The sequence below is a fragment of the Pseudomonas sp. 2835 genome, assembly GCF_050435905.1.
In the GTDB taxonomy this organism is placed as follows: Bacteria; Pseudomonadota; Gammaproteobacteria; order Pseudomonadales; family Pseudomonadaceae; genus Aquipseudomonas.
In genome coordinates, this window is sequence record NZ_JBNDLE010000027.1 from 14,118 (window position 1) to 28,357 (window position 14,240).

At 62.8% G+C, this 14,240-nt stretch carries 14 protein-coding genes and 1 pseudogene; 10 read left to right on the forward strand and 5 right to left on the reverse strand.

Going from position 1 to position 14,240, the window contains the following annotated elements; genetic code table 11:
* Positions 1-3: 3 nt before the first annotated feature.
* The 3 genes from ABIE20_RS25235 to ABIE20_RS25245 form a co-directional block, all read right to left on the reverse strand.
* Positions 4-2,850, reverse strand: coding sequence for a class I adenylate cyclase (locus tag ABIE20_RS25235; protein WP_429508113.1), 2,847 nt, complete (start codon positions 2,848-2,850; stop codon positions 4-6).
* 158 nt (positions 2,851-3,008) lie between these two features.
* Entirely contained in the window at positions 3,009-3,254 is a 246-nt protein-coding gene (locus ABIE20_RS25240; protein ID WP_045200993.1) for a TIGR02647 family protein, read from the reverse strand.
* A gap of 84 nt (positions 3,255-3,338) precedes the next feature.
* Positions 3,339-3,623 (reverse strand): hypothetical protein, encoded by a 285-nt coding sequence (locus ABIE20_RS25245; RefSeq protein ID WP_429508114.1) that lies wholly within the window; start codon positions 3,621-3,623, stop codon positions 3,339-3,341.
* Between the two features lie 146 nt (positions 3,624-3,769).
* Here ABIE20_RS25245 and ABIE20_RS25250 point away from each other — a divergent pair, with 146 nt between their 5' ends.
* Positions 3,770-4,432, forward strand: coding sequence for a glutathione S-transferase (locus ABIE20_RS25250; protein WP_429508115.1), 663 nt, complete (start codon positions 3,770-3,772; stop codon positions 4,430-4,432).
* A gap of 119 nt (positions 4,433-4,551) precedes the next feature.
* Complete coding sequence (locus ABIE20_RS25255) at positions 4,552-5,232, forward strand: glutathione S-transferase family protein (protein ID WP_429508117.1); 681 nt, start codon at positions 4,552-4,554, stop codon at positions 5,230-5,232.
* Between the two features lie 17 nt (positions 5,233-5,249).
* Here the strand turns inward: ABIE20_RS25255 and argH are convergent, their stop codons facing one another.
* The gene (gene argH, locus ABIE20_RS25260) at positions 5,250-6,644 is read right to left on the reverse strand and encodes an argininosuccinate lyase (RefSeq protein ID WP_429508118.1); all 1,395 of its coding nucleotides are present in this window, start codon (positions 6,642-6,644) and stop codon (positions 5,250-5,252) included.
* A 219-nt stretch (positions 6,645-6,863) separates the two neighbouring features.
* Between argH and ABIE20_RS25265 the strand changes: the two are divergent.
* The 8 genes and pseudogenes from ABIE20_RS25265 to rsd form a co-directional block, all read left to right on the forward strand.
* Positions 6,864-6,971 (forward strand): annotated as a pseudogene (locus ABIE20_RS25265) (sensor histidine kinase); the annotation flags it as partial.
* Entirely contained in the window at positions 6,968-7,714 is a 747-nt protein-coding gene (locus ABIE20_RS25270) for a LytR/AlgR family response regulator transcription factor (protein ID WP_429508120.1), read from the forward strand. The pseudogene ABIE20_RS25265 and the gene ABIE20_RS25270, both read left to right, overlap by 4 nt.
* A 120-nt stretch (positions 7,715-7,834) precedes the next feature.
* Entirely contained in the window at positions 7,835-8,776 is a 942-nt protein-coding gene (gene hemC / locus ABIE20_RS25275; RefSeq protein WP_429508122.1) for a hydroxymethylbilane synthase, read from the forward strand.
* Positions 8,773-9,540: a uroporphyrinogen-III synthase gene (locus ABIE20_RS25280; RefSeq protein WP_429508123.1), complete on the forward strand. Its 768-nt coding sequence runs from the start codon at positions 8,773-8,775 to the stop codon at positions 9,538-9,540. Before hemC ends, ABIE20_RS25280 begins: the two co-directional genes overlap by 4 nt.
* A gap of 46 nt (positions 9,541-9,586) precedes the next feature.
* Positions 9,587-10,678, forward strand: a complete 1,092-nt coding sequence (locus tag ABIE20_RS25285) for a uroporphyrinogen-III C-methyltransferase (RefSeq protein WP_429508125.1) — start codon at positions 9,587-9,589, stop codon at positions 10,676-10,678.
* The gene (locus ABIE20_RS25290; protein ID WP_429508127.1) at positions 10,675-11,913 is read left to right on the forward strand and encodes a heme biosynthesis protein HemY; all 1,239 of its coding nucleotides are present in this window, start codon (positions 10,675-10,677) and stop codon (positions 11,911-11,913) included. The genes ABIE20_RS25285 and ABIE20_RS25290 overlap by 4 nt, the downstream gene beginning before the upstream one ends.
* Positions 11,914-12,129: 216 nt before the next feature.
* Positions 12,130-12,651, forward strand: a complete 522-nt coding sequence (locus tag ABIE20_RS25295; protein ID WP_429508128.1) for a disulfide bond formation protein B — start codon at positions 12,130-12,132, stop codon at positions 12,649-12,651.
* Positions 12,652-12,878: 227 nt separating this feature from the next.
* A complete protein-coding gene (rsd, locus tag ABIE20_RS25300; protein WP_429508174.1) occupies positions 12,879-13,349 on the forward strand; it encodes a sigma D regulator in 471 nt (156 codons plus the stop codon).
* A gap of 14 nt (positions 13,350-13,363) precedes the next feature.
* Here rsd and ABIE20_RS25305 read toward each other — a convergent pair whose 3' ends face one another.
* Positions 13,364-14,029, reverse strand: a complete 666-nt coding sequence (locus tag ABIE20_RS25305; RefSeq protein ID WP_429508130.1) for an FKBP-type peptidyl-prolyl cis-trans isomerase — start codon at positions 14,027-14,029, stop codon at positions 13,364-13,366.
* Positions 14,030-14,240: the final 211 nt, after the last annotated feature.

Here is a 14,240-nt window from a genome sequence, read left to right on the forward strand (position 1 = left end):
GGCTCAAGCCTGCGCCAGGGCCTCGTTGAGCGCCCGCTCCAGTTCGCCCTTGTAGCGCAGGTAGAGAATGCTCGAGCCCAGGCCGTCGGCCAGCAGGCCCGACAGATCCAGGTCAGTGATGTAGCAGCGGTAGCGCTCAGCCTCGCGTCGCTGCTCGATGATCTCGCGGGCGACCACCGCATACAGCTGGTCGCCATGCTCGAGCTGGGAAAACTCCCGCTGATTGCAGTACAGCGTGACTTGCACGTCGTCGCTGGCGCCTGCCTGCAAAATCGCCTGCACTTCGTAGTACGGCCGGTCGATGGCCTTGACCTCGACCTGGCGCGCTTCGACCTGGCGAACCTTGCCAGTGCCCGACGGCAACAATTGGTAATAAAGAATATCCAGTGAACCCTGGGCCTGCAGGCTGTCCAGCGGCAGGCGCGCGTCGCGGCGGAACACGATCGACTGCAGGAAGCGCTGCAACGGCAGCAACAGGCTGCTTTCATCGTGGAACGGCAGGCGCTGCTGCCACAGAGCGTTGTGCTCATCCAGGACGTAGACATCGGCCCAGGCGTCTTGCAGTCGATAGAACAACTGGATGCACTGCGGCTGCCCCAGTGGCAGCAACTGCGCCAGGTCGAGCTCCTGAAGGGCATTGGCGTCCAGGTGCAGGGGGCTGTAGTCGCTGCGCTCTTCACCCAGGTAGCGCAGCACCGCGTCCTCATCGTCGAGGGTCACCAGGTTCACCGCGCCGCGTTGCAGTTCCAGCACATGGGTGTGCTGTTCGACCTGCAAGAGGTAGCGCTGGTTGAGGTTCTGCGCCAGCAGCGCCTGGGTGCTGGCGAACACTTCCTCGACCCGCAGGGCGATGGCCTGGGCGCGGTTGTGGCAGAAGCAGCGGACCCGCAGCCTGGGCGTATGGCCGGCGCCGAGGCTGTTGAGGTAATCACGCAGGCAGCGCAGCAGGGCATGTTCGCCGTCGTAGCGGTGCACCTGCACTTCGTTCCAGCTGTTGAGGGTGACCTGATCGAGGGTCAGCACCAGGTTTTCGCGCACCCCGGCATAGCTCAACGAATCAGTGCGCTCGGTGGTCATCAGGATGTTCAGGTCGCGGTGGTGTTGCAGCGGGTCGACGCCGACGTTGACCAGCAGCAGGATCTCGTCCACCACGCTCGGTTGCAGCAGGCGCTGTTCGCTGACCACCGCCAGGGGCAGGGCGACGCTCTGTTGCAGGCTGCCGAGCAGGTTGAACAGCTCGTACTCGCTCAGATCGCTGCTACCCGGGTGCAGGGCCAGGCGCGTGCTGCTGTCGATCACGCCGTTGCGGTGGGCCCAGGTCAGCAGTTCGAGCAGTTCGCGGCAGCGCTTGATCGGCGCAAAGTGCTCCCATTCGTGCACGCCCAGGTTGCCGTTGTACAGGCCCCAGTGGGTTTGCCCGGGTTCCTTGCGGTTGGGTGACTGCACCAGGGTCAGGGTGTCTTCGGCGAGGTCCGGAGCAATGCCCGGGTTGATGAACTCGACCTTGCCGGCGCGGCGTTCGAAGGCGGCGTACAGGCGCCGGCCGAGCACGCTGAGGTCGCGCTGGTCGATGCGGCTGGTGGCGTTCTGGCTGCGGGCGAACTGGCAGAGGAAGCGGTAGCTGTAGTTCAGCTCGGCCACCAGCTCGCGGCGCTCGACCGCAACCTGGCGGACTTTCCACTGGCTGCGGCTGTCGAGCAGCGCCAGTTGGCGCTCGTCCCAGCTCCATTCCTGGCTCAGGCGCTGCAGCAGGTCCCGCTGCCAGCTGGCGCTGCGCTGGCGAGCCAGGCCGCCGAGCTTCTTGTTGACCTTCAGGTACAGGCTGCGCCGCACCAGCTCCAGCCGCTCGCGTTCGCCGCGGCCTTGCAGGTACTGCTCGATGCGCCGGTAGACCATCATGTAGGGGTCGAGCTGGTCGAGGTCGAGGCGATTGCTGAACACCGCCTGCTTGAATTGCAGGCTCAGGCACTGCACTTGCGGGTGTTCGCTGGCGTAGACCTCGGTAAGCAGCAGCTTGAGCACCGACTTGTAGGGTGATTCGATGCCCTTGAACAGCTGCCAGAGCCCGGCGCCGACGAACTCGCCCGGCGGGATATGGGCCAGGTGGCCCAGGTCGAGGTGGTCTTCGGCACGCACGAAACGCTTGGAAAGCAGGGTATCGATGTATTGCCGGTAGCGCGGCTCTTCATAGACCGGCACCAGCCACCACAAGGGCGTACGCCCGGCGAGCCAGATGGCGGTGCGGTAGAACTCGTCAAGCAGCAGGTAATGCTGGGTGGTGCCGCAGTCATCGGAGCTGAGCTGGCCGTCGCGCTCGCCCTGGATGAAGCTCTGCGGCTCGATCAAAAACAGGTGGGCCTCGGCGCCTTGGCTGGCCGCCCAGGTTTCCAGCAGCAGGCATTTTTTGCGCAGCTCCGCCAGTTCGCTTTCGCTCAGGTCGGCGGCGTGACACACCCACACGTCCATATCGCTTTGCTCGGCCTGGGCCAGGGTGCCCAGGCTGCCCATCAGGAACAACCCGTGAATCGGCTGGGGCGGGTTGCCGCGCCTGGCCTTGTACGAAAACGAGCGGGTCAGGCGCTGGGCTTCGGCCAGCAATTGCGCATCAGGCTCGAAATTGGCGACGCCTGCGGGCGTAGTGCCAGAGACATACCCGGGCAGCAGCGGGTGATTGACGTGGAAAAACAGCGGCAGCAGGGTCAGCACCTGCTGTTGACGACTCGACAGCCCGTCCATGGCACGCCCCAGGCGCCCCTGGTTGAGCTTCAGGAAGCGTTGGCGCAGCTGGCTGAGCACCTTGCGGTCAATGCCCTGGTCGAGGTCGGGGCGAATTTCGTGGGGGTGGTTCATGGCGAGCTGAAACCGGCCGTCTAGGGAGCAATGGCGAGTTTAAGCTATTTTAATTTTGACGCCATTTTATTAGCGATGGAGTGGAGATTGCCGCTAGCAAGGCCAGCCCCCGCTGTGGGAGCCGGCGTTGCCGGCGATGGACTGCAAGGCAGTCCCGATCAGGCAGGTTCGACGACATTCAGAATGTTCAGCAACACCTGCACGTTCTCGGCAGCATCGTGACCAAGGCTGGTCAGGTAACCGCCATCGGGCTGGTCAGTGAGCTTCTTCTCGTACAGGCGACGCGCTGCAGCGATCACCTCCTTGGAGGCGGTGTTATGAACCTTGATGCCTTCCTGGCTGCTATCCAGGTTGAACAAGGCAAGGACTTCCAGCTCGGCAATCAGTTCGGGGGTAAACGACATAAAGACTCCGACTTCCAGACAAGGAGGGCAGCACCGTCGCCGGTGCCTGGTTTTGCAGTGTAGTCAGGGAAATCCTGCTTTGCTTCAGTCCTTTTCCGGCGGCAGCTCGGGCAAGGCGCGCAAGGCGGTTTCATACCATTCGGTGTTGAACGCGCGGTCCTCTTCGAGCATCGCGTCAATCTCGTAGGCCAGCACGTGGGCCATGAGGTTGAGGATGTCTTCACGCTCGTAACCTACCAGGGTCAGCTTGTTGAACGTGGCCTTGGCCGCTGGCGGGTTATCGCTTTCGATCTGGTTCTCGATCGCTTCGATCAGGGTCGACTCGGCGAACTCTTCTTCGTCGTTGTCGATATCAGTTGGTTCGCTCATGGGCGCTTTCCTCTTTTGGGGTGCCCAGTTTGCCACGGGCCCGGCAGCAATGCCTTGTTATCGACAATCTTCATGATGCTGGTCAGTACCCGGCACTTGGGTCTATAACAACCCGGCCAACCCCTTTACGGCCTGGAGGCTGTTTCATGCTCAAGCTTCATGGATTCGCGGTCAGCAACTACTACAACATGGTCAAACTGGCGCTGCTGGAAAAGGGCGTACCCTTTGAAGAGGTGCTGTTCTTTGGCGGCCAGCGCCCCGAAGCGCTGAAAGTCAGCCCGCGCGGCAAGGTGCCGGTGCTGGAGACCGAGCACGGTTTTCTCAGCGAAACCAGCCTGATCCTCGACTACATCGAGCAGACTCAGGCGGGCAAGGCGCTGCTGCCGGAGGGGGTGTTTGCCCAGGCCAAGGTCCACGAGCTGGCCCAGGAGATCGAGCTGTACATCGAACTGCCGGCCCGCGCCTGCTACCCGCAAGCGTTCTTCGGCATGCAGGTGGATGAAGCCATCAAGGCCAAGGCCAAGGACGAGTTGCTGGCCGGGATCGCCACCCTCAAGCGCAATGGCAAGTTCACTCCCTATGTGGCCGGCGACAGCCTGACCATCGCCGATATGCTGTTCTGCTTCAGCGTCGACCTGGCCTATGTCGTGGGCAAGAAAGTATTGGATGTCGATCTGCTGGAAGACTTCCCGCAGGCGCGTGAACTGCTGGAGCGCTTCAAGAGCAACCCGAACGTGCAGAAGATTGCCGCTGATAAAGAGGCGCAGATGCCCGCATTCCTCGAAATGGTGCGCTCGGGAAAGCGCTGATCGGTCAGGAGACGAAGTAAATCCAGAAAGGTCCTACGCCCTTGCAGGAAGCGTACGGTAGCTTTCTGGCTCGCTTCGTTCCAAATATGCAGAGACTTCATACGGCTAGGAGGCCGGAAATGTTCCGATTGCACGGATTCTCTGCAAGCAACTACTACAACATGGTCAAGCTCGCCCTGCTGGAAAAGCGCCTGCCCTTCGAGGAGGTGCCTCTGCATGGCTGCCAGAACCCGCAAGTGTTGGCGATCAGCCCACGTGGCAAGGTGCCGGTGCTGGAGGTCGGGCAGGGGTTTATCAGCGAAACCGACGCCATCCTCGATTACCTCGAAGAAGCCCGCCCAGAGGTTGCGCTGTTACCGGCCGATGCCTTCCAGCGTGCGCAGGTACGCGCCTTGGCCAAGGAAATCGAGCTGTATATCGAGCTGCCCGCCCGTTACTGCTATGTCGAAGTGTTCTTTGCCGGCAGGGCCACCCCGGAAGCCTTGAAGGCCAAGGCCCGGCGCGACCTGGACAAGGGCTTTACCGCCCTGGCCCAGCGCGGCCGGTTTGCGCCATACGTGGCAGGCGAGCGTTTTACCCTGGCCGATCTGTATTTTCTCTACAGCGTCGACCTGGCGTGCCAGGTTGGCCAGCGCTTGTTCGGCATTGATTATCTGCAGCCACTGCCGGGCGCCCGGGCGCTGTTCGAGCGGCTGGGGGAGAACCCTAATGTGCAGAAGGTCGCGGCTGACAGGAAAGCCGAAACACCGGCTTTCCTGCAGCGGCTGCGGACTGCCACCCAGGCGGAACTGGCCGGGTAGCAACACGCGAGAGGGGCTTAGCGCGCGGCGAGCAGCGCCTTGCCGCGGGCTACGGCAGCGCGTACTTGCGCAGGCGCAGTACCGCCGATGTGGTCACGGGCGTTGACCGAACCTTCGAGGGTCAGCACGGCGAACACGTCCTGTTCGATCTGGTCGCTGAACTGGCGCAGTTCGTCCAGGCTCATCTCGGCCAGGTCCTTGCCGGTATCGACACCGTACTTCACCGCGTGGCCGACGATTTCGTGGCAATCACGGAACGGCAAGCCGCGGCGTACCAGGTAGTCGGCCAGGTCGGTCGCGGTGCTGAAGCCGCGCAGGGCCGCTTCGCGCATGATGGCGTGGCGAGGCTTGATCGCCGGGATCATGTCGGCGAAGGCGCGCAGCGAGTCGCGCAGGGTGTCGGCGGCGTCGAACAGCGGCTCCTTGTCTTCCTGGTTGTCCTTGTTGTAGGCCAGGGGCTGGCCTTTCATCAGGGTCAGCAGGCCGGTGAGGGCGCCGAACACACGGCCGGTCTTGCCGCGCACCAGCTCCGGCACGTCCGGGTTCTTCTTTTGCGGCATGATCGAGCTGCCGGTGCAGAAGCGATCAGGCAGGTCGATGAACTGGAACTGGGCGCTGGTCCACAGCACCAGCTCTTCGGAGAAGCGCGACAGGTGCATCATCGCCACGCTGGCGGCAGCGCAGAATTCGATGGCGAAGTCGCGATCGGAAACGCCGTCCAGCGAGTTGCCGCCCACGGCTTCGAAGCCCAGCAGCTGGCAGGTCAGTTCGCGGTCGATCGGGTAGGTGGTGCCGGCCAGCGCAGCGCTGCCCAGGGGCATGCGGTTGGTGCGTTTGCGGCAGTCGACCAGGCGCTCGTAGTCGCGGCTGAGCATTTCGAACCAGGCCAGCAGGTGGTGGCCGAAAGTTACCGGCTGCGCGGTTTGCAGGTGGGTAAAGCCGGGCATGATGGTCTCGGCTTCGCGCTCGGCCTGTTCCAGCAGGCCCTGCTGCAGGCGGGTGATTTCGGCCAGGATCAGGTCGATTTCGTCACGCAGCCACAGGCGGATGTCGGTGGCGACCTGGTCGTTGCGGCTGCGGCCGGTGTGCAGCTTCTTGCCGGTGATGCCGATGCGGTCGGTCAGGCGTGCTTCGATGTTCATGTGCACGTCTTCAAGGTCGACGCGCCAGTCGAAGTTGCCGGCCTCGATTTCAGCTTGGATGGTTTTCAGGCCATCGATGATGGTGTCGCGCTCGGCGTCGGTGAGGACGCCGACCTTCGCCAGCATGGTGGCGTGGGCGATCGAACCCATGATGTCGTGGCGGTACAGGCGCTGGTCGAAGTTGACGGAGGCGGTGAAACGGGCGACGAAGGCGTCGACGGGCTCACTGAAGCGGCCGCCCCAGGACTGATTGGTCTTGTCGGTGCTCATGGATTCACTCTTGAAGGCGTGAACGGAAAAAGTGGCGTCGATCATAGCAGGATTGACGGGGCTGCCGGAGTGCGGCGGTCGGGGCAAATGCGGGTTTATGTCGCAGCACAGGCCCGCGACAGCGCGCTTGCAACAGGATATTTATCGATTGAACGGCAGTGTTGCGGCAACCGTCTACAGTTGGACAGAGGCTCGGCATGTTTCCTGCCGGGCCAGTGAATCTTTAGCCATCGTGCGAGTCTGAGCGTGGATCGCCGTGACGGTCGTCACCTCACCTGTCTACGCTATCCTTGTGCGAGACTCACGCAGGAATCCAGCGCAATATGAATGTCCTGATCGTTGATGACGAACCCCAAGCCCGGGAACGCCTGAGCCGACTGCTCGGCGAACTGGAGGGCTATACCGTGCTGGAGCCCAGCGCCACCAATGGCGAAGAGGCCCTGGCCCTGATCGACAGCCTCAAGCCTGAGGTGGTCCTGCTCGACATTCGCATGCCGGGCCTGGATGGGCTGCAGGTTGCTGCCCGGCTGTGCGAACGTGAAGCACCGCCTGCGGTGGTGTTTTGCACCGGTGACGATGAGTTCACCGTCGAGTCGTTCAAGGACAGTACCCTGGGCTACTTACTCAAGCCGGTGCAGGCCGACAGCCTGCGCGATGCCTTGAAAAAGGCCGAACGGCCCAACCGTGTGCAACTGGCGGCCCTGACCCGCCCGGCCGCCGAGAGCGGCAGCGGTCCGCGCAGCCACATCAGTGCCCGTACCCGCAAAGGCATTGAGCTGATCCCCCTCGATCAGGTGATCTACTTCATTGCCGATCACAAGTACGTGACCCTGCGCCACGAATCCGGTGAAGTACTGCTCGACGAGCCGCTCAAGGCCCTGGAAGACGAGTTCGGTGAACGTTTCGTGCGTATTCACCGCAATGCACTGGTCGCCCGCAACCGTATCGAACGCCTGCAGCGCACGCCGTTGGGGCATTTCCAGCTGTTCCTCAAGGGCCTCAATGGCGACGCCCTGATCGTCAGCCGCCGGCATGTGGCCGGTGTGCGCAAAATGATGCAACAGCTTTAAGGGCGGGACCAGGGAGCGGACGACGGCCAGGGATGGTCGGCTCCTGCCATGATTTAGATCTGCTAGCGGTCTGGACTGAGCTGTTATCATCGGGCGAATCTATCTCGTACGGATCGTTCCATGTCCACTCGCGAAATCCGCATTGCCACCCGCAAAAGTGCCCTGGCCCTGTGGCAGGCCGAATATGTCAAAGCCCGTCTGGAACAGGCCCATCCCGGTCTGGTCGTGACCCTGGTGCCGATGGTCAGTCGTGGCGACAAGCTGCTCGACTCGCCGCTGTCGAAAATCGGCGGCAAGGGCCTGTTCGTCAAGGAACTGGAAACCGCGCTGCTGGAGAACCAGGCCGACATCGCCGTGCATTCGATGAAAGACGTGCCGATGGACTTCCCCGAAGGCTTGGGGCTGTTCTGCATTTGCGAGCGTGAAGACCCCCGCGATGCTTTCGTTTCCAACACCTTTGACAGCCTTGAGGCGTTGCCGGCCGGCAGTATCGTCGGCACTTCAAGCCTGCGCCGCCAGGCCCAACTGCTGACCCGCCGCCCGGACCTCGAGATCCGCTTCCTGCGTGGCAACGTCAACACCCGCCTGGCCAAGCTCGATGCCGGCGAGTACGACGCCATCATCCTCGCCGCCGCCGGCCTGATCCGCCTGGGCTTCGAAGACCGCATCACTTCCAGCATCAGCGTCGACGACAGCCTGCCCGCAGGCGGCCAGGGCGCAGTGGGCATCGAGTGCCGCAGTGCCGACAGCGAAATCCATGCGCTTCTGGCGCCGCTGCATCACGCCGACACGGCCGACCGGGTTACTGCCGAGCGCGCCTTGAACAAACACCTCAATGGCGGCTGCCAGGTGCCGATTGCCTGTTACGCGGTGCTCGAAGGCGAGCAGCTGTGGTTGCGCGGCCTGGTTGGCGAGCCGGCGGGCGGCAAGCTGCTCACCGCCCAGGCCCGCGCACCGCGCCAGAATGCCGAAGCGCTTGGCATCCAGGTCGCCGAAGACCTGCTCGGGCAAGGCGCCGAAGACATCCTCAAGGCGGTCTACGGCGAGGCCGGGCACCCGTGAGCGGCTGGCGCCTGCTGCTGACCCGGCCGGCCGAAGAGTGCACCGCGCTGGCCCGCACGCTTGCCGAACAGGGCGTATTCAGCAGCAGCCTGCCGTTGCTGGAAACCGAGCCGCTGGCCCTGGCGCCGGCGCAGCTTGACCAGTTGCAGGCACTCGATCAGTACTGCGCGATCATCGTCGTCAGCAAGCCGGCGGCACGCCTGGCGGTTGAGCAACTGAACGCGCACTGGCCGCAACCGCCCGCGCAAGCCTGGTTCACTGTAGGTGCAGCCACCGCGCAGATCCTCGACGACCACGGCCTCGACGTCAGCTACCCGGCTCAAGGCGATGACAGCGAGGCGTTGCTGCAACTGCCGGCGTTGACCGACGCCATCAAGCGGCCTGGGCCAAGGGTGTTGATCATCCGCGGTGAAGGCGGGCGCGAACTGCTCGCCGAACGTCTGGCGGCGCTGGGCGCGCGGGTCGATTACCTCGAGTTGTATCGTCGCTACCTGCCGCATTACCCTGAGGCCACCCTGGCCCGGCGTATTGCCGGGGAACGCCTGAACGGCCTGGTGGTCAGCAGTGGGCAGGGTTTTGAACACCTGCGCCAACTGGCCGCAGAAGACTGGCCTCGGTTGGCGCAATTGGCGTTGTTCGTGCCCAGCCCACGGGTGGCGGAACTTGCCCGCGCCAGTGGCGCACAGAATGTAGTGGATTGCCGTGGTGCCAGTGCCACGGCGTTGCTGGCAACATTGCAGGAAACTCCTGCACCAGCCCCCTAAGGCGCTAAGCTGATTGGCGACGTGCCACAAAGCAAAGGATGGATACGTGAGCGAAACTGTCTTGCCCAACGAAGAACTGAAAGCCCCAGAGGCTCCTGCGCAAACCCCCGTCGAACCTGCCAAGCGGTCCGGCAATGGTCTGGCAATCCTGGCCTTGCTGCTGGGTGCGGCCGGTGTCGCAGTGGGTGGATGGGGCGTATGGCAGCTTCGCCAGCTCCAGAGTGCCGAGCAGGGCCAGGTGCAGAGCCTGCAGGCCCTGAGCGAGCAGACCCAGGCCCTGCAGCAACGCGAACAGCAACTTTCTGCGCAGTTGGCGGTTTTGCCGGCTGCTTCCGAACTGGAAGACCGTCGGCGTCTGGTCGCTCAGTTGCAGGGTGATCAGCAACGCTTGAGCCAACGCCTGGAGACCGTCCTTGGTGCCAGTCGCAAGGACTGGCGTCTGGCTGAAGCCGAGCACTTGTTGCGTCTGGCCAGCTTGCGCCTGTCTGCCGTGCAGGACATCGTCAGTGCCCGTGAGCTGGTCAAGGGTGCAGACGAAATCCTCCGCGAACAGAGCGATCCGGGTTCATTTGCCGCCCGTGAACAACTGGCCAAGAGCCTGGCCACCCTCAACAGCGTTCAGCAGCCCGACCGCACCGGACTGTTCCTGAAGCTGGCGGCCCAGCGCGAGCAAGTGCTGCAACTGAGCGCGCAGTCGCCGGAGTTCAACAGTAACGCCGACGCCATGGGTGCGCTGACTGCCGACGGCGATGGCGCCAGTCGCTGGTCGCAGTGGTGGGCGGAGCTGTCGAAGTACTTCCAGATCGATTTCAACGCCGACGACAATATTCGTCCGTTGCTGGCCGGGCAGTCGCTCAACCAGTTGCGCCTGGCCCTGAGCCTGACCATCGAACAGGCCCAGTGGGCTGCGCTCAATGGCGAAGCCAAGGTCTATACCCAGGCCCTGGATGATGCCCGCAGCGTGTTGCTGGCCAACTTCAACCCGGACAATCCGCAGAGCCAGGCCATGCTCGCCGCCCTCAACGAACTCGCCGAGCAGCCGGTTGCGGTGGTGGTGCCGGACCTGGCTGACAGCATCAGCGCTGTGCAGGCCTACCTTGAACGTCGGCACCTGCCGGCCGAGGAGGCCAAGCCATGAAGCGCGTCTACCTGCTGGCGGTGGTGGCCATAGCCGTGGCCGCCACGCTTGGTATCGCGATCGCCAAGCACAGCGGTTATGTGCTGATTTCCTACGGCAGCTTTCGCTATCAGTCGGGCCTGTGGGCAGCCCTGGCGGCGCTCGCCGGGATCATCCTCGCGGTGCTGCTGGTGCGCTACCTGGTCGGCCTGGTGCTGACTTCCGGCGGGGTGGTCAATCCCTGGTCGCGGCGTAACCGTAGCCGTCGCACGCAAGTGGCGATCGAGCAAGGCCAGCTGGACCTCGCCGAGGGCCGCTGGGCCAGTGCCCAGCGCCACCTGCATCGCGCTGCCGAAGCCGAACGCCAACCGCTGCTGTACTACCTCGGCGCGGCACGTGCCGCCAACGAGCTGGGCCGCACCGAAGACAGCGACAACCTGCTGGAACGGGCCCTGGAGCGCCAGCCCGAAGCCGAGCTGGCCATCGCTCTGAGCCACGCCCAGTTGCAGATGGACCGCGGTGACAGCGACGCTGCCCTGGTGACCCTGCAGGCCATGCAGGAGCGCCATCCGCATAACGTACAGGTGTTGCGCCTGCTGCAGCGCTTGTATCGCGAGCGGGGTGACTGGTCGGCATTAATCCGGCTGCTGCCCGAGCTGCGCAAGGACAAAGTGTTGCCGGCGCCAGAGCTGGCCGAGCTGGAGCGCCGTGCCTGGGGTGAGAACCTGAGCCTGGCTGCCAGCCGCGAAGGTGATGAACAAACCGCCCGGCAATCCCTGGAGCGCGCCTGGCAGCAGCTCACCGCTGCGCAACGCCAGGAACCGCAGCTGGTGCTGGCCTACGCCGAGCAGTTGCGCCAGTTGGGCGCCGAGAACGAAGCCGAGCAGGCCCTGCGCACTGCCCTCAAGCGCCAGTATGAAAGTCATCTGGCCCGACTGTACGGGTTGGTGCGTGGCGGCGACCCGGCGCGCCAGTTGCAAACTGCCGAAGGCTGGCTCAAGGACCATCCCGAGGACCCCAGCTTGCTGTTGACGCTGGGCCGCTTGAGCTTGCAGAACCGGCTGTGGGGCAAGGCGCGGGACTACCTGGAAAGCAGTCTGCGGGTGCAGCGCAATCCCGAGGCTTGTGCCGAGCTCGCGCGCCTGCTCGCCGGCCTGGGCGATACCGAGCGCAGCAACCAGCTGTTCCAGGAAGGTCTGGGCATGCTTGATGAGCGTCTGCTGGCTTTGCCGCTGCCAGAGGCCGTGCGAGCTTGATCTACCCATGGGTGCGCAGAAAAACGCGTGCCCATGGGCTCGAGCCAGTTTCCTGCGTTAGTCGGTAAGTATTCCTTCAAGTATCAACGTATTTTTCTTGCTGAGTTCGGGATGCTTCCCTGGGCGTTCAAGGACTTCTCCCGGCTGTCTTGCCTTGATACAAGCCGCGCGTTTCCTCTACCGTTATCGCCTGTCTATCGCGCTTCTGGATTCGCCATGTCGTTGGCCCGCTTGCGTTCATTGTTCTTCCCGGCGTTGCTGGCATCGGTGCTGGTCCAGGCTGCCGCCTACTACCTGGAGTTCGGCATGGGCCTGGTGCCATGTCCGCTGTGCTACAGCCAACGCCTGTTCCTCGGCGCCTTTGCCCTGGTCTGCCTGTGCGCTGTGGTCCATTCCCCGGGGCGCCTGGGCACCCGCATCTATGCAGCGCTAGCGCTGTTCTTCGCCACTGGCGGGGCACTCCTCGCCGCCCGGCATGTCTGGTTGCAAGGCAATCCGGCACTGTCGAGCATCGAATGCGAACCGGCTTTCGAGTACGTCATCGAGAACATGCCGATGCTCCAGGTGATCAAGGCGATGGTCATCGGCAGCCAGGATTGCGTGCCGATCAACTGGAGCTTCCTCGACCTGACCCTGCCGGAATGGAGCCTGTTGTCCTTCGTGCTGCTGGCAACCTTGCCGATCTGCCGCCTGCTCGGCCGTACCCGACCGCTGTTCAGTCGCACGGTAAAAAACTGAGGCGAAGTTTTTCACGGTGCAAGCGACCGGCGGCAAAGGATGGGCGGATTAAACACTTGTATGAACTTTGTCGCGTGCGTACCTTGAAGGCTAGGGCGCACGGGAATAATCTCCCTGCACGCATACCGAAAACACAGCTGCTCGATGCCGCTCTGCTGATTTCACCTTTGCTCTGCACATTTGCGGCGCGGGGGCAGGGGGCATTACCCAGAAGGGAAGAGATCGCCATGCTAGATAGTTGTCAGAATGCTCAGGAACGCTGGGGTGGGGTCCATAAGCTCATTGACCGCTGGTTGGATGAGCGTGCAGAGCTGGTGACGGCTTTTCGCGCACTGCGTGATGCCAAGCCGGCGTTTGCCGACAAGGACAAGAGCCGGGATTTCTGTGCGGTACTGGTCGATTATGTTTCAGCCTGGCATTTCGAAGTGAGCGAGCAACTGGTCAGCGAAGCCAAGGCCTTTGGCGACACTCGCGGGCTTGAATTGGCCCAGCAGATCAGCCCTCGCATCGACGCAATTACCGAAATCGCTTCAGCCTTCAATGATCACTGCGACAAGGGCAACTGCAACGACCCTGAGCGCTTCGCAAAAAAACTGGGTGAACTCGGCAGCTTGTTGCATGAGCGTTTCGAGCTTGAAGACTGCTTGATCGAAGTGCTGCATAACGCGCACGAGGAAAAAGTAGAAGTCCAGGCCTGACGGTGCTGCCGACCTCAGTCGGCAACCCCGAGCAACTCGATCTCGAACACCAGCGGCGTATAAGGCGCAATCAGGTCGCCCGCGCCGTCGGCACCGTAAGCCTGCGCCGAAGGGATCACCAGCCGCCATTTCGACCCGCTTGCCATCTGTGGCAATGCCACTTGCCAACCTTCAATCACACTGTCCAGATTGAACCATTGCGCCTGCTGGTTCTGATCGAACACCGTGCCATCCGGCAACTTGCCAACATAACGAACCTGGACTTTGCCACCGGCTTTTGGCTTGCTGCCAGTGCCGGCCTGCAACTCGCTCACGAGTATCCCATCAGTCAGTTCGCGCACTCCGGTGCGGGCCCGCTCAGTGGCCAGGAATCGTTTTTCCGCACTCAGCATTTGTTCAGTCTGCGCTTGAACAGCAGCCTCGTTGGTCTGGGCATCATGTTCGCTGAGTATCACCGCCATCCGTTCTTTGCTCAGTGCCAGCGGCTTGTTCTGATACGCCTGGCGCAAGCCTTCGATCAAGGCATCGAGTTGCAGGCCAGGCACTTCGGCACGCAGGCGTTCACCCAGGCTGGCACCCAGGCTGTAGGCCAGGTCATGGTCGCTGGCGGGATTAGTTTCAGGCGCTGCAATTAACGAAGTCGGCAACAGCAACAGGGTAAGGACTAGATAACGCGGCACAGGCTCGCTCCTGCTTCAGAGGAAATAAAGTATGCCAGCCTTCGCTGGTCACTTCGTGTAAATATCAGCAACACTTTGTGCAGCATCTACACTTGTTTCCAGCTGCAGCGATAACAACTTTGCCCAGGCATGCAACGCGGCGCATTTAATACTGTCAACATGCCCTAGCGGCGGTAGCAGCAGAAGCATAGTATGAGCCGCAATCTCGTCA